Origin of the sequence: Pseudomonas sp. NFACC16-2 (assembly GCF_900119205.1) — a bacterium.
Taxonomy (GTDB): Bacteria; Pseudomonadota; Gammaproteobacteria; order Pseudomonadales; family Pseudomonadaceae; genus Aquipseudomonas; species Aquipseudomonas fluorescens_Q.
The window spans coordinates 21134-40184 of record NZ_FPIX01000034.1; the positions used below are offsets into that span (position 1 = coordinate 21134).

At 61.3% G+C, this 19051-nt stretch carries 14 protein-coding genes and 1 pseudogene; 12 read left to right on the plus strand and 3 right to left on the minus strand.

The features are described from left to right. Nucleotides 1–165 precede the first annotated feature (165 nt). The 3 genes from gabD to BT116_RS22770 all read left to right on the plus strand — a co-directional run bounded on the left by gabD (nt 166) and on the right by BT116_RS22770 (nt 4415). Entirely contained in the window at nt 166–1608 is a 1443-nt protein-coding gene (gene gabD, locus BT116_RS22760) for an NADP-dependent succinate-semialdehyde dehydrogenase (protein WP_072347245.1), read from the plus strand. Nucleotides 1609–1781: 173 nt separating this feature from the next. Then, the gene (gene gabT, locus BT116_RS22765) at nt 1782–3059 is read left to right on the plus strand and encodes a 4-aminobutyrate--2-oxoglutarate transaminase (RefSeq protein WP_072347247.1); all 1278 of its coding nucleotides are present in this window, start codon (nt 1782–1784) and stop codon (nt 3057–3059) included. A gap of 138 nt (nt 3060–3197) precedes the next feature. Beyond that, a complete protein-coding gene (locus BT116_RS22770) occupies nt 3198–4415 on the plus strand; it encodes an HDOD domain-containing protein (protein WP_072347249.1) in 1218 nt (405 codons plus the stop codon). Nucleotides 4416–4696: 281 nt separating this feature from the next. Here the strand turns inward: BT116_RS22770 and BT116_RS22775 are convergent, their stop codons facing one another. Together BT116_RS22775 and desA are read right to left on the minus strand one after the other, a co-directional pair. Continuing rightward, nucleotides 4697–5686, minus strand: a complete 990-nt coding sequence (locus BT116_RS22775) for a GGDEF domain-containing protein (protein WP_057450587.1) — start codon at nt 5684–5686, stop codon at nt 4697–4699. A gap of 328 nt (nt 5687–6014) precedes the next feature. Then, entirely contained in the window at nt 6015–7199 is a 1185-nt protein-coding gene (gene desA / locus BT116_RS22780) for a delta-9 fatty acid desaturase DesA (RefSeq protein ID WP_072347251.1), read from the minus strand. A 146-nt stretch (nt 7200–7345) separates the two neighbouring features. Here desA and dibA point away from each other — a divergent pair, with 146 nt between their 5' ends. Then, on the plus strand, nt 7346–9253 hold the full coding sequence (gene dibA, locus BT116_RS22785; RefSeq protein ID WP_072347253.1) for a phosphodiesterase DibA: 1908 nt from the start codon (nt 7346–7348) through the stop codon (nt 9251–9253). Nucleotides 9254–9426: 173 nt separating this feature from the next. On the opposite strand, the pseudogene BT116_RS31920 reads toward dibA, so the two are convergent. Then, a pseudogene (locus BT116_RS31920) lies at nt 9427–9711 on the minus strand (DUF6124 family protein); the annotation flags it as partial. A 480-nt stretch (nt 9712–10191) separates the two neighbouring features. Here BT116_RS31920 and oscA point away from each other — a divergent pair. The 8 genes from oscA to BT116_RS22830 all read left to right on the plus strand — a co-directional run bounded on the left by oscA (nt 10192) and on the right by BT116_RS22830 (nt 18999). Continuing rightward, complete coding sequence (gene oscA, locus BT116_RS22795) at nt 10192–10374, plus strand: sulfur starvation response protein OscA (protein WP_003186967.1); 183 nt, start codon at nt 10192–10194, stop codon at nt 10372–10374. Between the two features lie 138 nt (nt 10375–10512). After that, nucleotides 10513–11526: a sulfate ABC transporter substrate-binding protein gene (locus BT116_RS22800; RefSeq protein ID WP_063323504.1), complete on the plus strand. Its 1014-nt coding sequence runs from the start codon at nt 10513–10515 to the stop codon at nt 11524–11526. 203 nt (nt 11527–11729) lie between these two features. Further along, nucleotides 11730–12548 carry a sulfate ABC transporter permease subunit CysT gene (gene cysT, locus BT116_RS22805; RefSeq protein WP_013692011.1) on the plus strand — a complete coding sequence of 273 codons (819 nt, stop codon included), beginning with the start codon at nt 11730–11732 and terminating at the stop codon, nt 12546–12548. A 12-nt stretch (nt 12549–12560) separates the two neighbouring features. Further along, complete coding sequence (gene cysW, locus BT116_RS22810) at nt 12561–13430, plus strand: sulfate ABC transporter permease subunit CysW (RefSeq protein ID WP_072347255.1); 870 nt, start codon at nt 12561–12563, stop codon at nt 13428–13430. Between the two features lie 3 nt (nt 13431–13433). Next, nucleotides 13434–14423, plus strand: a complete 990-nt coding sequence (locus BT116_RS22815) for a sulfate/molybdate ABC transporter ATP-binding protein (RefSeq protein ID WP_072347257.1) — start codon at nt 13434–13436, stop codon at nt 14421–14423. 490 nt (nt 14424–14913) lie between these two features. Next, complete coding sequence (locus BT116_RS22820; RefSeq protein WP_072347259.1) at nt 14914–16281, plus strand: cytochrome C; 1368 nt, start codon at nt 14914–14916, stop codon at nt 16279–16281. Further along, nucleotides 16271–16780 (plus strand): sorbitol dehydrogenase, encoded by a 510-nt coding sequence (locus BT116_RS22825; protein WP_072347261.1) that lies wholly within the window; start codon nt 16271–16273, stop codon nt 16778–16780. The genes BT116_RS22820 and BT116_RS22825 overlap by 11 nt, the downstream gene beginning before the upstream one ends. Beyond that, on the plus strand, nt 16777–18999 hold the full coding sequence (locus BT116_RS22830) for a GMC oxidoreductase (protein WP_072347263.1): 2223 nt from the start codon (nt 16777–16779) through the stop codon (nt 18997–18999). The genes BT116_RS22825 and BT116_RS22830 overlap by 4 nt, the downstream gene beginning before the upstream one ends. The last annotated feature ends 52 nt before the right edge of the window (nt 19000–19051 follow it).

The following is a 19051-nucleotide window of genomic DNA, read 5'->3' on the forward strand; positions in this document are numbered from 1 at the left end:
GATTTCAAACGCTCTTGTCTGGGTGCTGAACCGCACGTCTGTGCTTATGTGCGTTATTTCTGTGCTTCAGCCCGGTGAATGATTTCCCTGACGGCAGCCCCCGAGGCGCCTTTCTACAAATCTAATTCGCTCCGCGTGCGCGCGGTGCTGTTAAGGAAAGCCGACATGCAGCTTAAAGACACCCAGTTGTTCCGCCAGCAAGCCTTTATCGATGGCGCTTGGGTCGATGCGGACAATGGTCAGACGATCAAGGTCACCAACCCGGCAACGGGCGAAGTGCTGGGCACCGTGCCGAAGATGGGCGCCGCCGAAACCCGCCGGGCGATTGAAGCCGCCGACAAGGCACTGCCGGCCTGGCGTGCACTGACCGCCAAGGAGCGCGCCAACAAGCTGCGCCGCTGGTACGAATTGCTCATCGAAAACCAGGACGACCTCGGTCGCCTGATGACCCTGGAACAAGGCAAGCCACTGGCCGAAGCCAAGGGCGAAATCGTCTACGCCGCCTCGTTCATCGAATGGTTCGCCGAAGAAGCCAAGCGCATCTACGGTGACGTAATTCCCGGCCACCAACCCGACAAGCGCCTGATCGTGATCAAGCAGCCGATTGGTGTGACCGCGGCCATTACCCCGTGGAACTTCCCGGCCGCGATGATCACCCGCAAGGCTGGCCCGGCCCTGGCTGCCGGTTGCACCATGGTCATCAAGCCGGCTTCGCAAACCCCGTTCTCGGCCCTGGCCCTGGTGGAACTGGCGCACCGTGCCGGCATCCCGCAAGGCGTGTTGAGCGTGGTGACCGGCAGCGCCGGCGACATCGGTGGCGAGCTGACCAGCAACCCGATCGTGCGTAAGCTGTCCTTCACCGGCTCGACCGAGATCGGTCGCCAATTGATGGCCGAATGTGCCAAGGACATCAAGAAAGTCTCCCTGGAACTGGGCGGCAACGCGCCGTTCATCGTGTTCGACGACGCGGACCTGGATAAGGCCGTCGAAGGCGCGATCATTTCCAAATACCGCAACAACGGCCAGACCTGCGTCTGCGCCAACCGTCTGTACATCCAGGATTCGGTGTACGACGCCTTCGCCGAAAAACTCAAGGCAGCGGTCGCCAAGCTCAAGATCGGCAACGGCTTGGACGATGGCACCACCACAGGTCCCTTGATCGACGAGAAAGCGGTCGCCAAGGTACAGGAACATATCGCTGATGCCGTCAGCAAAGGCGCGACCGTGCTGTCGGGCGGCAAGGCGATGGAAGGCAACTTCTTTGAGCCGACCATCCTGACCAACGTACCGAACAATGCCGCCGTGGCGAAAGAAGAAACCTTCGGCCCGCTGGCACCGCTGTTCCGCTTCAAAGACGAAGCCGAAGTGATCGCGATGTCCAACGACACCGAGTTCGGCCTGGCCTCGTACTTCTATGCCCGCGACCTGGGCCGTGTGTTCCGTGTGGCCGAAGCGCTGGAATACGGCATGGTCGGCGTCAACACCGGGTTGATTTCCAACGAAGTCGCGCCATTCGGCGGCATCAAGGCTTCGGGCCTGGGCCGTGAAGGATCCAAGTACGGCATCGAGGATTACCTGGAAATCAAATACCTCTGCCTGGGTATCTGATCCGCTTCAAGCGCAAAGGGCACGAGAGCGCTGTCCCTTTGCGCGTTTCACCCGTTCTGTTTCTTGTGGCCGGAACGCTGCGGCAGTCGATCATCGCATGCTGTCGCAGTTGCCTCCCTGCCATGTATTCCTTGAGCCACGCCGACCGATGAGCGGCGAATGAGGACATTTTAATGAGCAAGACCAACGCAGACCTGATGGCCCGCCGTACCGCCGCTGTTCCACGCGGTGTTGGGCAGATTCACCCGATCTTTGCCGAATCGGCGAAGAACGCCACGGTGACCGACGTTGAAGGTCGTGAGTTCATCGACTTCGCCGGCGGCATCGCCGTGCTGAACACCGGTCACGTGCACCCGAAAATCATCGCCGCGGTGACCGAACAGCTGAACAAGCTGACCCACACCTGCTTCCAGGTCCTGGCCTACGAGCCGTACGTGGAACTGTGTGAAAAAATCAACGCCAAGGTGCCGGGCGATTTCGCCAAGAAAACCCTGCTGGTGACCACCGGTTCGGAAGCGGTGGAAAACGCCGTGAAAATCGCCCGCGCCGCCACAGGCCGTGCCGGTGTGATCGCCTTCACCGGCGCTTACCACGGTCGCACCATGATGACCCTGGGCCTGACCGGTAAAGTCGTGCCGTACTCGGCCGGCATGGGCCTGATGCCCGGCGGCATCTTCCGCGCGCTGTACCCGAATGAACTGCACGGTGTGAGCATCGACGATTCCATCGCCAGCATCGAGCGCATCTTCAAGAACGACGCCGAACCGCGTGACATCGCGGCAATCATCATCGAGCCGGTACAGGGCGAAGGTGGTTTCTATGTAGCCCCCAAGGAATTCATGAAGCGCCTGCGCGCTTTGTGCGACCAGCACGGCATCCTGCTGATCGCTGACGAAGTGCAGACCGGTGCCGGCCGTACCGGCACCTTCTTCGCCATGGAGCAGATGGGTGTTGCCGCCGACCTGACCACCTTCGCCAAATCCATCGCTGGCGGCTTCCCGTTGGCCGGTGTGTGCGGCAAGGCCGAGTACATGGATGCCATCGCGCCGGGTGGCCTGGGCGGCACCTACGCCGGTAGCCCGATCGCCTGTGCGGCGGCGCTGGCGGTGATGGAAGTGTTCGAAGAAGAACACCTGCTGGATCGCTGCAAGGCTGTGGGCGAGCGTCTGGTGGCCGGCCTCAAGGCGATCCAGAAGAAGTACCCGGTCATTGGTGACGTGCGAGCCCTGGGCGCGATGATCGCCGTGGAGCTGTTCGAAAACGGCGACTCCCACAAGCCGAACGCGGCAGCGGTAGCCCAAGTCGTGGCCAAGGCGCGTGACAAGGGGCTGATCCTGCTGTCCTGCGGCACGTACGGTAACGTTCTGCGGGTGCTGGTGCCGCTGACCGCGCCGGACGAGCAACTGGAAAAAGGCTTGGCAATCCTCGAAGAGTGCTTCTCCGAACTCTGAGTGACGGTTGTGCGCTGATTCACAAAAACCCGCCTTCTGGCGGGTTTTTTCATATTGGCGAAGCTGTCCGGTGGATTTTGAGCTGTCTGGAACGGCCACCAACGTCTAAGGTGCAAGTATGGCAAGGGAGCATGCTGCATGACTGCTGTGGATTTACCCGCTGTACCCCGTGTGTTGATCGCCGAGGCCGATCCGGCGTCCCGTGAGCTGCTTGAGCAGGTGTTGTCGAGTGTGCGCTGCGATGCCAGGGTGGACACTTGTGGCGACGGTAAAGAGGCTTTGGATTTGCTGGCGAAGCATTCCTACGACCTGGTGATCGCCGATTGGGAGTTGCCGGGGGTTGATGGCCTGGCGATTCTGCGTGGCCTTCGCCAGCAGCATCGCACGCCGCCGTTGCCGTTCATCCTGATGAGTCGGCGCAATGACAGCGCCAGCGTGCGCGAGGTCTTGCCGCTGGCGCCGACCGCGTATCTGACCAAACCCTTGAACCGGGAAAACCTGACCCAGCGTTTGCAGGGGTTGTTAGTGAACGGCGGTGAAGAAACTTCCAACGATGCGCCGGTTCCGGGGCCGGCGTTGACCTTGCTCGCCTTCCTGGAACGTCGGCGTGACCTGTCCGAGGGCGCGCCCTTGATGACCGATGTGCAAGTGGCGGTCAAGCGCAGCCTCAACCCCGGCGGCCTGGACCTGAAACTGCTCGAAGAAGAAATCCGCACCGACCCGCAAATCACCGCCGTGCTGATCGCGGCGGCCAACAGTGCTGCCCAGCATCAGGGCGGTGGTCCGGTGCAGACGGTGGCCCAGGCGCTGCACCAGCTTGGTTCCGGACCAAGCATGAACCTGATCCTCGCCCTGACCCTCAAACGCTGCGCCCGGCTCAGCGTCCCATGCCTGGCGGACTATGCCGAGCGTTACTGGGAGCTGTCGCTGCACACGGCCGAATACGCCCGGACGATGGCGCGCTTGCTGGACCTGGAGCAGGAGCGCTGCTATTGCGCCGGCTTGTTGCATCGCCTGGGCGACCTGGCGTTGCTGCGCTGCCTGGAAGAGTGGAAACAGGCCGGTGGCGAGCTGGACGAGCCGGAGGAAGTCGGCGACTCGCTGGACATGTTCGGCGCCAGTTTCGGCTCGGCGTTACGTGCCCGCTGGCGTCTGCCGTTGGAGCTGCGGGAGTTGATCGCGGCGGTCTATAACTTGGGGGGCGGGGTGTATTCCCGTGAAGCCTTGGTGATGAACATGGCAGCGCAGATGGCGCATCTGCCCGCGCATGAGGGCCTTGAAGAACTGGCCCGTGGCCGCACGGCGCGGCTGCTGAAGATCGGCTTGCCGGAGTTGATGCGGTTGCGCCGCAAGTAGGACCGCCGACTCATTCTTGTGGGAGCGAGCTTGCTCGCAATGGTGGCAGTCCAGACAGGCCAGAACCTGTGGCGAGGGAGCTTGCTCCCGCTGGCCAGCGCAGCAGGCCCTCAGCATGTTTACAGGCAGAACGCGTTGTTCGGTTTTGCGACTGCTGCGCAGCCGAGCGGGAGCAAGCTCCCTCGCCACAGGGGATTGTCGGTGGCTCGCAATTTCGCATCCGCCTCGAAACCAGAGCTGTGGGAGCGGCATGACTGGGCTCAACAGCACTGCGATTGGCGTCAAGCCGCGATGATGCGGTTCTTCCCCTTGCGCTTGGCTTCGTACATGGCTGCGTCGGCGCGGGCGAACAGGCTGTCGAGGGACTGGTCTTCGGGGGTAATGCCGGTCAGGCCCTGGCTGACGGTAATGCCGAAACTCTGTTCACCGCAGCGGAACATCAGGCGCTGGATTTCCCGTTGCAACCGCTCGGCCACTTGCAGCGCCATGTCCGGGGGGCAGCCGGGGAACACCGCGGCGAACTCTTCGCCGCCGATCCGCCCGAACAGGTCACCGCGCCGGAGCACGGACCGCCCGCTTTCGGCGATTCTCTGCAACACGGTATCGCCTTCCTGATGGCCGTAGGTGTCGTTGATCACCTTGAAGTCATCGATGTCCAGCAACAGGAACGCCATGGGCATACCTTGTAGCCGTGCCTGCTCGAACTCACGGTGGGCGCATTCGAAGAAATGCCGACGATTGCTGCTTTGGGTCAGCACGTCGGTGGTCGCCAGGCGCTGCAGTTCGCTTTCCAGCAGCTTCTTTTCGGTGATGTCTTCGGCAATGCCCACCACAATCACCGGTTGCCCTGGCTCGGCCTTGCGATTGATGAAGCATTTGTCGCTCAGCCAGCGGATTTGGCCGTTGCCGGCAATGATGCGGTATTCACGGTCTTCGACGGCGCCTTTGACCAAAACCTCGGCCAGGCTGCGCTCGGCGTACTCCAGGTCGTCGGGGTAAATGGCGTCGCGCCATTCGTTGAAGTCAGCCAGGACCAGGCCGGCGGGGCGGCCGAAGATCCGCTCGTAGGCGGGGCTGACATACAGCACCTGCCGGGTTTCCCAGTTGAACGCCCACAGCACGGCATTGACGCTGACCAGCAACGAGCTGAACAGCTGCTCACGCTCGCTCAGGCGCGCCACTTCGCCTTGGGCATGCATCAGCGCCATGAGCGTCTGGGCTGCCTCGGGCCAATGAGGTAGGGAGTAATCCTGTAGGTTCTTGTCGACCATCGGCACAAATCTCAAAGAGCATGCACTGCTATTGGTTCGCACGCGCTTTCTCCAAAACCCGCCTGGATGGCGAAGTGCTCTTTGAGATAGGAGATTTGGGGCGAAGTTCCTTTTCAGGCGACGAAGGGCTGGGGGAACTCAGCTAATCACGTCATAAGTACTGAACCTGTGGCGAGGGGATTTATCCCCGCTGGGCTGCGAAGCAGCCCCTGGATCCTGATGGCTCGGTGTGTCAGATAAATTTGAGTTGACTGCTTTTTGGGGCTGCTACGCAGCCCAGCGGGGATAAATCCCCTCGCCACAGGAGCCCTTCACCACAGTGATCTTGTCAGGCCGTGGCAGGCCGTAGCGAGTAAGTCTTGAGTTGGTCGGCAAACTCGCGCAGGGACTGGATGCCGCTAGCCTCGGCCTCGTGGACCCATTCCTTGATGGCGGCGAGCATGTCGTGGCCGTTGCTGCTGGTCTTGACCCAGATCTGCTGCAAGGCCAGGCGTTTCTCGTAGATCACCTTCAGCGCCTGGCTGTGTTCGAGCATGTTCTGGATGCGCACGTGGTGACGCTCGTCCAGCAGGCTGGTTTCCCGCGACAGCAGGCGTTTGGCCCTGTGGAACTGGTGACGCACCGAGTGATCGACCTTTTCCAGTTCCTGCTTGACCAGCGGCGCGATGACCAGCCGGCGGTACTGCGCCATGATCTGGAAACGGTTGTTGAGAATCGCCATGGCCGTGTCCATGTCCAGGTGGCCCTTGCCTTCGACCCGGTGGGCGATCGGCGCAACCCGCTGGACCTTGGCCAGGCGCAGGATACTGAACACCCGTATCCAGGCCCAGCCCAGGTCGAACTCCCATTTGCGGACCGACAGCTTGGCCGAGTTGGGGTAGGTGTGGTGGTTGTTGTGCAGTTCTTCGCCGCCGATCAGGATGCCCCAGGGTACCAGGTTGGTCGCCGCGTCGCGGCATTCGAAGTTGCGGTAGCCCACGGCATGGCCCAGGCCATTGACCACGCCGGCGGCCCAGACGGGGATCCACATCATCTGGATGGCCCAGATGGTGATGCCGATGGTACCGAACAACAGCAGGTCGATGATGCCCATGATCGCCACGCCCAGCAGCGGGAAGCGGCTGTAGAGGTTACGCTCGATCCAGTCGTCGGGGCAGTTCTTGCCGTAGATGCGCAGGGTTTCCGGGTTTTCCGCCTCGGCGCGATACAGCTCGGCGCCTTTGCGCAGCACGGTGGACAAGCCCTTGATGACCGGACTGTGAGGGTCGTCCTCGGTTTCGCATTTGGCGTGGTGCTTACGGTGGATGGCGGTCCACTCGCGGGTGTTCTGTGCCGTGGTCAGCCACAGCCAGAAGCGGAAGAAATGTTTGAGGCCGGCATTGAGCTCCAGGGAGCGGTGCGCCGAATAACGGTGCAGGTAGACCGTGACGGCAATGATCGTGACGTGGGTCATCAGCAGGGTGACTGCCACCAGTGACCAGGCCGACAAGCCAAGAAAACCTTCGTACCACATAGGCTGTAGGGCCCTCGATAAAGATAGAAACAGCCGTTGCATTATCACCGGCCCTACAGATAAAACCAGTCGGCCTTTCAGATAAGAGTGGCTGGATGTTTCTTCCTCTATAATCCCCACCTCTCTGTAGGGACATGGATGGCCGAATGCCTGCCTATCAACGCAGTGCCATGCGCGTAGCGCTGCTTTACCTCGTGTTGTCAGTCGTCTGGCTGCAGCTGATTGGTTATTTATTGAGCAGTTTCTTCGATCAATTCGCTGACAGGCAACGCTGGCTGCTGATCAACGGCTATGCCTGGGTCCTGCTCAGCGCCGGGTTGATCTTCTTGGCGCGGGCGCGGATCTCGCGATTTTTCGCCAAGGGTGAGCACGGCGCCGATCGCGAGCGTCTGCGCCAGGCTGCCGCCGTCTTCGATTGCACCCGCGAAGGGGTGTTGGTGACCGACCGCAACGGCCTGATTGTGCACGTGAACCGGGCCTTCATGGCGATCACCGGTTATGTGCGGGATGAAGTGTTGGGCCAGCGCCCCAGTCTGTTCAAGTCCGGTCGTCATGGGACGGATTTCTATCGCGACATGTTTACCTCCCTGGACAGCCAGGGGGAGTGGAGCGGCGAGATCTGGAATCGGCGTAAAAGCGGTGAGATCTACCCGCAATGGCAGACGATCCGCGTCATTCGCGACGACAGCGGCGAGATCAGCCATTATGTCGCGGTGTTTTCTGACATCAGTGCCATCAAGGATTCCGAGCACGAACTGGCCTACCTGGCCCATCACGACCCGCTAACCGGCTTGCCCAACCGCCTGCTGTTTTCCGATCGTACCGAGCAGGCCCTGGCGTCGGCGCAGTTGCACAAGCGTGGCTGTGCCCTGTTGCTGCTGGACCTGGATCACTTCAAGAACATCAATGACAGCCTGGGTCACAACGTGGGCGATGAGTTGCTCAAAGGTGTGGCCGAGCGGTTCCGCGGGCTTTTTGCACCGGGCGTGACTCTGGCCCGGCTGGGGGGCGACGAATTTGCGGTGCTGGTGGAAAACTGCCCGCAGCCAGGCCAGGCAGCGGCGCTGGCCCGGCGCATCCTGGACGCCTTGAAAGAGCCCCTGCGGTTCGATGACCATGCATTGTTCATCAATGCCAGCATCGGCATCAGCCTGTTTCCCGGCGATGCCCTGAGCGCCGGGCAGCTGCTGCGCAATGCCGATTCGGCGTTGTTCAAGGCCAAGAGCGCCGGACGCGACGGCTACGCCTTGTACACCGAAGAACTCACCGCCCACGCCCAGCAGCGGGTCGAGATTGCCTTCGAATTGCGGCGCGCGCTGCAGCAACAGGAGTTGCGCGTTCACTACCAGCCGGTCCACGATTTGGCGACCAGTCGTCTGATCGGTGTCGAGGCGCTGGTGCGATGGGAGCATCCCACGCGTGGATTGGTGTCGCCGGCCGAGTTCATTCCCATCGCTGAACGTACCGGCCTGATTGCCCAGGTCGATGCCTGGGTCATGGACCAGGCCTGCCGGCAAATGTGCCAGTGGCAGCAGGCCGGCGTGGCGCTGTCGTTCGTCGCCGTTAACGTATCGAGTCGGTTGTTTGCGCGTCGCGAGTTATATGACCAGGTCGCCCAGGTGTTGCACGACACGGGCCTGGATCCGGGTTGCCTGGAGCTGGAAGTGACGGAAAGCGCGGTGATGGATGACCCGGAGGTGGCGCTGGAGCAGATGCATCGCCTGCGGGAGCTGGGCGTGCGCCTGGCTATCGACGATTTCGGCACGGGCTATTCGTCGTTGTTGCGGCTTAAGCGTTTGCCGGTGCAGAAGCTGAAGATCGATCAGGGTTTTGTCGCGGGGTTACCGTGGGATGAGGATGACGCGGCGATCGTCCGGGTGATCATCGCCCTGGCCCACAGTATGGGCATGCAGGTGCACGCCGAGGGCATCGAGCAGCGTGAGCAGGCGGCATTTTTGCTGGGACAGGCGTGTGAGCTGGGTCAGGGCTACTGGTTTGGCCGGCCCGTGGCGGCGGCGCTGTTGGATTGGCACTGCGCGCCGGTCATTGCTTGATCGTCAGTGGTATTGATGTTGACTGACACTCCGCTATCGCGAGCAGGCTCGCTCCCACGGTTTTGATCGTTCCCACGCTCCGGGTGGGAATGCATCCCGTGACGCTCTGCGTCACATTCAGAAGCGGAACGCGGAGCGTCCCTGGCTGCATTCCCACGCAGGAGCGTGGGAACGATCAAAACGCAGCGGCGTGAGTCATCCACGTCGTCGGCCAGGTCGGCGGCGATGGTGCTGATGGACAGCAGGTCTTCGGAGGCGTTGGCGAGCAGGGTTTCGGTGTCGATGTGGGGGGACACGATGAAGAGTTGGTTTTTGTCGGGCTCGGGCGGTGAGGCGGGCTTGGGGTTGAGGTAGTAGTCGAGGGCGCGGGTGGCGGCGTCTTCGAGCTTTTTTTCTTCCTGCGCTTGGACGCGGGATTTGTGGCCGCTTTGCGGAAGATTCGGTGAAGGTTTGACCATATTCTATGTACCAGAGTTGAGGTCGACATCCTTTCGCTTGCATTCGAAGAGGTGGCAACTGTACGTAGGTGTGCAAGACCGGTCCGGTACCGCCGGCAGACCCGAAGGCCTCCCACGCACAATTGCCATAACGGACGCGAGCATAAAAAAATGCTCGGTCAATAGCCATAACCAATTGCGTACCAGTCCGGACTTGCACGTCCGTGTCACCGTTTTTTGCGATGACGAACAGAGGTTAGCCGCGGCATAGAGCGCTGCCTAGTTCATGAACAGCTCGGCGTTTTGAAGGAAATATCCGAGGCATTAGCAGGGAAAGGCTCCCAAGCTCCCCTGCCGTAGGACGCCGGCTACTTTCTGTAATTTTGGTTATATAAAAATTCTTAAATAGTCTTTTTAAGAATATCTGCGCTTATCTAGTATTGCTCCCACGCCGCAAGCAGTGCCGCCCACTGCCAGGCATTCATTCAAAGGAGCAGCAGCATGAGCGCATCTCTACGTAGCGTTGACGGCCAGGACGAAGCAACCATCTTGCGCGAGATCCAGAGCGCGTTGCGCGATCTACGCTTTGGGGCAGTGGAAATCACCGTGCATAACGCGCAGGTGGTCCAGATCGAACGCAAGGAAAAATTCCGCTTGCAGCAACCGAGTCATAAGCCGTCTTGAAGAAAGACAAAAGATCGCAGCCTTCGGCAGTGCCTACGGGGGGCTGAGTGTAGGAGCTGGCGAAGACTGCGATCTTTTCTACAAGCCAAACGAATTTCCAGAAGCCATAAGAAAACCAGAATTCCAGGAGCTTTCACCATGTCGTCCATTCGTCGTTATGCCCTGGCCGCCCTGGCCAGTGCTGTTTTTGCAGGTTCCGCCGTCGCCAAGGATTACGAGCTGCTCAACGTGTCCTACGACCCGACGCGTGAGCTTTACCAGGATTACAACGCCGAATTCGCCAGTTTCTGGAAGAAAGCGCACCCGGACGACAGCGTGAAGATCCAGCAATCCCACGGTGGTTCGGGCAAGCAGGGCCGGGCGGTGATCGACGGTCTGCGGGCCGACGTGGTGACCCTGGCCCTGGCCGGCGATATCGATGAAATCGCCAAGTTGGGCAAGTCCCTGCCGGCGGACTGGCAAACACGCCTGCCGGAAGCCAGCACGCCCTACACGTCCACCATCGTGTTCCTGGTGCGCAAGGGCAACCCCAAGGGCATCAAGGATTGGGGCGACCTGATCAAGAATGACGTATCGGTCATCACCCCGAACCCGAAGACCTCCGGCGGTGCTCGCTGGAACTTCCTCGCGGCCTGGGCCTACGGCCTGAAGGCCAATGGCGGTGACGAAGCCAAGGCCAAGGAATACGTGCAAGCGCTGTTCAAGCATGTGCCGATCCTCGATACCGGCGCCCGTGGCTCGACCATTACCTTCGTCAACAACGGTCAGGGCGACGTGTTGCTGGCCTGGGAAAACGAAGCCTTCCTGGCGCTGAAGGAAGATGGCGGCGCCGACAAGTTCGACATCGTCGTGCCGTCGCTGTCGATCCTCGCCGAACCGCCGGTGGCGGTGGTGGACAAGAACGCCGAGAAGAAAGGCAACGCTGAAATCGCCGAAGCCTACCTCAAGCACTTGTACAGCCCGGCCGGCCAGGAAATCGCCGCGAAGAACTTCTATCGTCCACGTGACAAGGACGTGGCCGCCAAGTACTCGCGCCAGTTTCCGAAACTGGACCTGGTGACCATCGACAAGGACTTCGGCGGTTGGAAAACTGCGCAACCGAAATTCTTCAATGATGGCGGCGTGTTCGACCAGATCTATCAGGCGCAGTAAGCTGAAACACGCTTAAACGAACCTAATGTCAGTCAGTTACCAAAGATAAAGCCGCACACATAACCTGTGGCGAGGGGATTTATCCCCGCTGGGGCGCGCAGCGGCCCTAAAATCTGACTGTCGATAACGGCTTGGGGCTGCTGCGCAGCCCAACGGGGATAAATCCCCTCGCCACAGTTTCGTGTGTTCAACCAAGGACTTCTATGTCGCGTCGCATATCCCCCGTCATACCCGGCTTCGGGCTGACGCTGGGCTACACCCTGGTGTACCTCAGTCTGATTGTGCTCATCCCCCTGGCGGCGATGTTCGTGCATGCCGCCCAACTCACCTGGGAACAGTTCTGGGCGATCATCTCGGCACCGCGGGTGCTGGCGGCCTTGAAACTCAGTTTCGGCACCGCGCTGTACGCCGCGATCATCAACGGCGTGATCGGCACGCTGCTGGCCTGGGTGCTGGTGCGCTACACCTTCCCCGGTCGCAAGATCATCGACGCGATGATCGACCTGCCGTTCGCCTTGCCCACCGCCGTGGCCGGTATTGCCTTGACGGCGTTGTATGCGCCGACCGGCCTGGTCGGCCAGTTCGCCACTGACCTGGGGTTCAAAATCGCCTACACCCCGCTGGGCATCACCCTGGCGCTGACCTTCGTGACGCTCCCTTTCGTGGTGCGCACGGTGCAGCCGGTGCTGGCCGATATTCCCCGTGAAGTCGAAGAAGCCGCCGCCTGCCTCGGCGCCAAGCCATGGCAGGTGTTCCGCCACATCCTCGTGCCGGCGTTGTTGCCGGCCTGGTTGACCGGTTTCGCCCTGGCCTTTGCCCGTGGCGTGGGCGAGTACGGTTCGGTGATTTTCATCGCCGGTAACATGCCGATGAAAACCGAGATCCTGCCGCTGTTGATCATGGTCAAGCTCGACCAATACGACTACACCGGCGCCACCTCCATCGGCGTGCTTATGCTGGTGGTTTCCTTCGTCCTGTTGCTGCTGATCAACCTGCTGCAGCGGCGCATCGAAACCCCATAAGGAGGCGCGAACATGTCCCAATCGTCTATTGCCGCAGCCTCCACCAACGCCGCCCGTCGTGGTAGTGCGACGTCGCGGCGAATCCTGATCGGCCTTGGCTGGCTGATTTTTGCGCTGTTTTTGCTGTTGCCGCTGTTCATCGTGGTGTCCCAGGGCCTGAAGCTCGGGTTGGGGGCGTTCTTCACCGCAATCTTCGAACCCGACGCATTGTCGGCGCTGAAGCTCACGGTGATCGCCGTGCTGATTTCGGTGCCGCTGAACCTGGTGTTCGGTGTCAGTGCCGCGTGGTGCGTGAGCAAGTATTCATTCCGTGGCAAGAGCATGCTGGTGACGCTGATCGACCTGCCGTTTTCGGTGTCGCCGGTGATCGCCGGCCTGGTGTATGTGCTGATGTTTGGCGCCCAGGGCTTGTTTGGGCCGTGGCTGTCGGATCACGACATCCAGATTGTGTTCGCGCTGCCGGGCATCGTGCTGGCGACGATTTTCGTCACCGTGCCGTTCGTGGCCCGTGAGCTGATTCCGCTGATGCAGGAGCAGGGCACCCAGGAAGAAGAGGCCGCGCGCCTGCTCGGCGCCAACGGTTGGCAGATGTTCTGGCACGTCACCGTGCCGAACATCAAGTGGGGCCTGATCTACGGCGTGGTGCTGTGTACCGCCCGCGCCATGGGCGAGTTCGGCGCGGTGTCGGTGGTGTCCGGGCACATTCGCGGGGTGACCAACACGCTGCCGCTGCACGTCGAGATTCTCTACAACGAATACAACCACGTGGCCGCGTTCGCTGTGGCGAGCCTGTTGCTGATCCTGGCGCTCTTCATCCTGCTGCTCAAGCAATGGAGCGAAAACCGAATCAACCGCCTGCGCGCCAGCGCCGCGGAGGAATAAGTCATGTCGATCGAAGTCCGTAACGTCAGTAAGAATTTCAACGCGTTCAGGGCCCTGGACGAGATCAGCCTGGATATCCAGAGCGGCGAGCTAGTGGCGCTGCTGGGCCCGTCGGGCTGCGGCAAGACCACGCTGCTGCGGATCATCGCCGGCCTCGAAACCCCGGACCAAGGCAGCATCGTGTTCCACGGCGAGGATGTGTCCGGCCACGACGTGCGTGACCGCAACGTCGGTTTCGTGTTCCAGCACTACGCTTTGTTTCGCCACATGACGGTGTTCGACAACGTCGCCTTCGGCTTGCGCATGAAGCCCAAGCAGCAACGCCCGAACGAAAGCCAGATCGCGACCAAGGTCCATGAACTGCTGAACATGGTGCAGCTGGATTGGCTCGCCGATCGCTACCCCGAACAGCTGTCCGGCGGCCAGCGCCAGCGTATCGCCCTGGCCCGCGCATTGGCGGTTGAGCCCAAGGTGTTGCTGCTGGACGAACCCTTCGGTGCACTCGACGCCAAGGTTCGCAAGGAACTGCGCCGATGGCTGGCGCGGCTGCACGAGGACATCAACCTGACCTCGGTGTTCGTGACCCACGACCAGGAAGAAGCCATGGAAGTCGCCGACCGGATCGTGGTGATGAACAAGGGCGTGATCGAGCAGATCGGCTCGCCGGGGGATGTCTACGAAAACCCGGCCAGCGACTTTGTGTATCACTTCCTCGGCGACTCGAACCGCCTGCACTTGGGTGAGGACCGGCATGTGCTGTTCCGCCCTCACGAAGTCTCGCTGTCGCGCTCGGAGCTGGAAGACCACCACGCCGCCGAAGTGCGCGACATCCGTCCGCTCGGCGCCACCACTCGGGTGACCCTGAAGGTGGAAGGCCAGAGTGAGCTGATCGAAGCGGAAGTGGTGAAGGATCACGACAGCCTGGTGGGCCTGGCGAAGGGCGAGACGCTGTTCTTCAAGCCGAAGGTCTGGCAGAAAGTCGCCAACCTCTAAAAGCATCGCGAGCAAGGGACTGGTGGTTCGATCGTTCCCACGCTGCGTGGGAACGCCGCCAGGGACGCTCCGCGTTCCGCTTCTGGAAGGTGACGCAGAGCGTCACGGGATGCATCCCCACGCAGAGCGTGGGGACGATCAGCTTCAAGCCAGTTGGGCTGACGCCTTCGCGAGCAAGCCCGCTTCCACAGGGGATTGGCGGTTCGATCGTTCCCACGCTCCTGCGTGGGAATGCCGCCAGGGACGCTCCGCGTTCCGCTTTTGATCAGCTTCAAGCCAATCCAAGGGATCGAGCTTGCTCGCGATGGCGTCCTCACTGCCCCCGGTCAGAATCTGAATAACTCCACCCAACCTTGCTTCGATTGGTTCTACGCCAACGCCTTTTCCCCGCCCAAACCCTACCTAGACTCTGACAGGCCAGGAGGCAAGTGAGAGTCCATGACGGACCGGTGTTATCTCTCCTGGTGCCCTGATGCCAAGGAGAGAAAACATGAGAGTGGAAGTCAGTCGGCATGGCCCGCTTGGCTGTGCATTGTTAGGCGTCTTGCTGGCTCCGGCCGCCAGCGCCGCCCCTTCGTTGTCCCCCCAGATACCCTTCGATGTCACGGTGACCCACCCCGTTTCACTGGTCAGCCTGCAAGCCGATTTCGATGAGCTGTCGTGGCAGACCTTCATTGCCCTGAACTGGCCGGCGCTGAACAACGGTGATCCGAATACCGGCACGCCCATCGGCAAGCAGGATGGTGCCACCGTGTGGGAGAGCTGGAAAGAGAGCTACCAGATTTTCCGCGCCAAGGGCCAGGCGCCGCTGCCCTGGAATGCCCCGGCGACCCTCCCTGAAGCGTGCAAGTCGCTCAAGCCCGGTCGCCTGTTGCAGCAGATGGGCAAGGTACCCGATGTGCTGGATGAGTTTATCCAGCCCTTCGAGAGCGGCCCGCTGGTTGACCAGAACGGCACCTACACGCGCAACGAAATCGTGGTCAACCAATCGATGTTCAACGGCATCGTCGACAACGGCCTGTACAGCATCGAAGGCCAGCAGAAATTCTTCGCCGCCAATCCGAACAACACCGTGGCGTTCAGTTGTGGTTCCACCGAGAGCAAACAGGTCGGCGCGGTGATGGTAAAGGCGTCGTGGAAAGTGCTGGGCCCCAACGACAACCGGCAGGACTTTCACACCGTCGATGCGCTGGTCTACACCCCGGGCAACAACGACCCGAGCCATGGGCCGATTGTCGGAGAGTCGTGCGTGTCCGAGCCGGTCGGGTTGGTGGGATTGCACATGGTCCATAAGACCACCAGCGCGGCGCAATGGGTCTGGTCAACCTTTGAGCATGTGAAAAACGTGCCGGAAAAAACCACGCCTGTGGCCCAGCGCACGGGGCCTTATCTGTTCTACAACGCAGCCAGCCAAAGCGACATCAACCAACCGCCGCCACGGCCATGGAACCCGGCCGTGAAGGCGACGCCCTCGCAGATCGTGCGCGACGTGCCGCTCACCGAGGCCACCAAAAAACTGAACGCTACGTATCAAGACCTATTGCGTACGGTGAACCCGAAGAGCGTCTGGGCGAACTATCAACTGATCAGCACCCAGTGGCCGTCGGCCCCGTCACCGAACTGCCAGATATCGGCCGCCAACCCGCTGGGCAGCCCTGCGCCCTTGTTCCTGGCCAACGCCACGCTGGAGACCTACATCCAGGGCACCGTGCCCCAGGCGTCTTCCAGTTGCATGGCTTGCCACGGCAATGCAGCCACCCATGTCACCGAGTCGCCGCGTACCAGCTTCGCGGATTTCACCTATTTGCTCGAACGCGCACAGTCCACTGGCGGACAAGGAGTCAACCATGAGCAGTGATCTGGACAACTTTGTAGGCCTGTCATCGGCCCTGACCGGCATTCCCACGGATCGGCTGGCACCGGCGATCGACCAGGTGGGTTTGCCACCGATCTTTCTCACGTTCATCACCCCGCGTATCACCCCTGAGGTGCTCAATGCGTTGCTGACTCAATACGCCACGCTGGCAGCGGACAATGTGCCTCCCGACCAGATCGCCAAAGCGGTGCTGATGGATGGATCGCGACCGGCTGTCACGCAAGCGGCCCAAGCTGCGCGTTCGATCATGAAACTGTGGTTGCTGGGGGTCTGGTATCAGCCCTATGCCACTGGCAGCTACCAATCGACCGACTCGACGGTGGTGTCCGACCAGGCCTACATCCAGAGCTGGGCCTGGAAAATCGCCCAGGCCCACCCCATGGGCTACAGCGAGATGTTTTTCGGCTATTGGAACACCACGCCACCGAGCCTTGAGGACTACACCGGCGTGCCTGCCCACACACAAGGAGCCTCGTCATGAGTACCGAACAAGCCGAGGTGATCATCGTTGGCGCGGGGTTGGCCGGCAGCATCATCGCTTATCAGTTGGGCATGGCGGGCGTGGATGTGCTGGTGCTCGAATCGGGTCCGGAGATCCCGGCCAACCGTGCCCAGTATCTGGAGCGTTTCTACACCGCCACCCTGAAGACCCCGGAGTCGCCCTATCCGCCAGTGTCGACCCTGGACACGCCGCGTGACCCGAGCAAGGAAAATGCGCCTCGAGCGACCATCGCCGACCTGATCCTTGGCTGGGACAAGCCGCAAGTCAGCTATCTGGTGCAGAAAGGCCCACTGCCCTTCAACAGCACTTATGAACGGGTGGGCGGCGGCACGACCTGGCATTGGGTCGGGACCTGCCTGCGCATGGTGCCGAACGATTTCCGCCTGAAGAGCAAGTACGGCGTCGGAGTGGATTGGCCAATCGGCTACGACGACCTGCAAAGCGCCTATTGCCGGGCCGAGGCGGAAATCGGGGTGTCGGCCAATGTCGCCGACCAGGCCTACCTGGGCATGACGTTCCCCGAGGGCTATTCATTCCCGATGCACAGCATTCCGTTGTCGTTGGTCGATGGCAGTTTCGTCACAGCCGTGACCGGCAAGAACTTCGACGGCTTGCCGCTGGTGGTCAGCCCGACCCCGGCCGGGCGCAACTCCCAGCCCTATGCCGGGCGCCGGGTGTGTGCCGGCAATACCAACTGCACGCCGATCTGCCCGATCCAGGCCAAGTACGACGCCACCGTGACCCTGAACAAGGCCCTGGCCACCGGTAAGGTCCGAGTCATGTACCGGACCGTGGCCAGCAAGGTGACCGTGGGCCCGGACAAGAACATCAATGGCGTCGAATTCATTCAATACCAGCTTGGCGAGGGACCGAAGACGGGCACCGGCGTGGCCATCGGGCAGCGTTACGTGATCGCGGCCCATGCCATCGAAACCCCTAAATTGCTGCTCAACTCCAAGACCCCGGCCTGGCCCGATGGCGTGGCCAATAGCAGCGGCCAGGTCGGACGCAGCCTGTCCGACCATCCGATTTACCTGGCGTGGGGGCTGATGCCGGAAGGCAAGACGGTGTTCCCCTACCGGGGACCGGTGTCCACGGCGGGCATCGAGAGCCTGCGTGACGGCGACTTTCGCAGCCAGCGAGCGGCGTGGCGTATCGAAATCGGCAATGAGGGCTGGAACTGGCCGGTGGGCGACCCTTACGTCACCGTGGCCGATTTTATCGATGGCAAGAACAAAAGCTGCACCAACCCGTTGCCATCGAAAGAGAACCCGCCGCCGCCCACTGAAGCGCTTTATGGCACGGCCCTGATTCAACGGCTCAACGACCTGTTCATCCGCCAGTTTCGGATCGGCTTTTTGGTGGAGCAGGTGGAGAAGGATCCCGACCAGTCCAAGAGCTACATCGTGCCTTCGACGGACAAGCTCACGGATGGGCTTGGCATTCTTCGGCCGGAAATCCACTACGACCTGTCCGATTACACCAAGGAAGGTTTCAGGCAGGCGAAGGTATTGGCGAGCCACATCATCAAGGACCTGCTCGGCGCCGTGGAGCTGACGGCACCCATTGGTCAAGGGACATTCAGGTACAAAGAAGAGGATTACACCTTCCAGGGCGCCGGGCACCTGATGGGCACCTACCGCATGGGTGATGACCCGACCAAGTCGGTAGTGGACAAGGACCAGCGCAGTTGGGACCACAAGAACCTGTTCCTGGTAGGCGATGGCGTCTTCCCCAGTACCGGCACCTCGAACCCGAGCCTGACAATTGCGGCGTTGTCGTTCCAGGCCGGGGACACCGTGGCCAACGACCTGAAGGCGGTGACGATGCAGGTGCAATCCAATATCGCCTGGCAGGGCACTGGCGTGCAGGTCAACGGGTTGGTTCCGCGTTTGGTTCGCTACGTCAGTGGGCTATGGTGTGCCAGTCCGCAGGGTGGCAATGTCGATGGAAATGGCGGTTCGAGGCACATCGACTACAGCAGCTATGCCTTGCCCGGTGCCGCCGAAGGCGCCTTGATCGGTCGCGTAGGCGATGGTGGCAAGCCGTTCCTGGTGGGGGATCTGGGGCAGGTTCCTGCCAGCGAGCAAGGCGAGCTGCAACTGTGCATCAATGATGACCTGACCGGGCAATACGGAGCAGGCTTGAGCGATAACACCGGTGCGCTGACGGTGCGGATCGAATTCGGCGCCCTGTAGTGCCTGAGCGGTAAGGCCCAACTCCTGTGGGAGCAAGCTGCTCGCGAAAGCG

What these genes read in the sequence shown, in the direction of transcription:
- BT116_RS22800 (WP_063323504.1), top strand. Translation starts at nt 10,513, where the DNA reads ATGTCGTCCATTCGTCGTTATGCCCTGGCCGCCCTGGCCAGTGCTGTT.
- gabT (WP_072347247.1), top strand. Translation starts at nt 1,782, where the DNA reads ATGAGCAAGACCAACGCAGACCTGATGGCCCGCCGTACCGCCGCTGTT.
- BT116_RS22770 (WP_072347249.1), top strand. Translation starts at nt 3,198, where the DNA reads ATGACTGCTGTGGATTTACCCGCTGTACCCCGTGTGTTGATCGCCGAG.
- BT116_RS22820 (WP_072347259.1), top strand. Translation starts at nt 14,914, where the DNA reads ATGAGAGTGGAAGTCAGTCGGCATGGCCCGCTTGGCTGTGCATTGTTA.
- desA (WP_072347251.1), bottom strand. Translation starts at nt 7,199, where the DNA reads ATGTGGTACGAAGGTTTTCTTGGCTTGTCGGCCTGGTCACTGGTGGCA.
- oscA (WP_003186967.1), top strand. Translation starts at nt 10,192, where the DNA reads ATGAGCGCATCTCTACGTAGCGTTGACGGCCAGGACGAAGCAACCATC.
- cysT (WP_013692011.1), top strand. Translation starts at nt 11,730, where the DNA reads ATGTCGCGTCGCATATCCCCCGTCATACCCGGCTTCGGGCTGACGCTG.
- BT116_RS22825 (WP_072347261.1), top strand. Translation starts at nt 16,271, where the DNA reads ATGAGCAGTGATCTGGACAACTTTGTAGGCCTGTCATCGGCCCTGACC.
- gabD (WP_072347245.1), top strand. Translation starts at nt 166, where the DNA reads ATGCAGCTTAAAGACACCCAGTTGTTCCGCCAGCAAGCCTTTATCGAT.
- BT116_RS22775 (WP_057450587.1), bottom strand. Translation starts at nt 5,686, where the DNA reads ATGGTCGACAAGAACCTACAGGATTACTCCCTACCTCATTGGCCCGAG.
- dibA (WP_072347253.1), top strand. Translation starts at nt 7,346, where the DNA reads ATGCCTGCCTATCAACGCAGTGCCATGCGCGTAGCGCTGCTTTACCTC.
- BT116_RS22830 (WP_072347263.1), top strand. Translation starts at nt 16,777, where the DNA reads ATGAGTACCGAACAAGCCGAGGTGATCATCGTTGGCGCGGGGTTGGCC.
- BT116_RS22815 (WP_072347257.1), top strand. Translation starts at nt 13,434, where the DNA reads ATGTCGATCGAAGTCCGTAACGTCAGTAAGAATTTCAACGCGTTCAGG.
- cysW (WP_072347255.1), top strand. Translation starts at nt 12,561, where the DNA reads ATGTCCCAATCGTCTATTGCCGCAGCCTCCACCAACGCCGCCCGTCGT.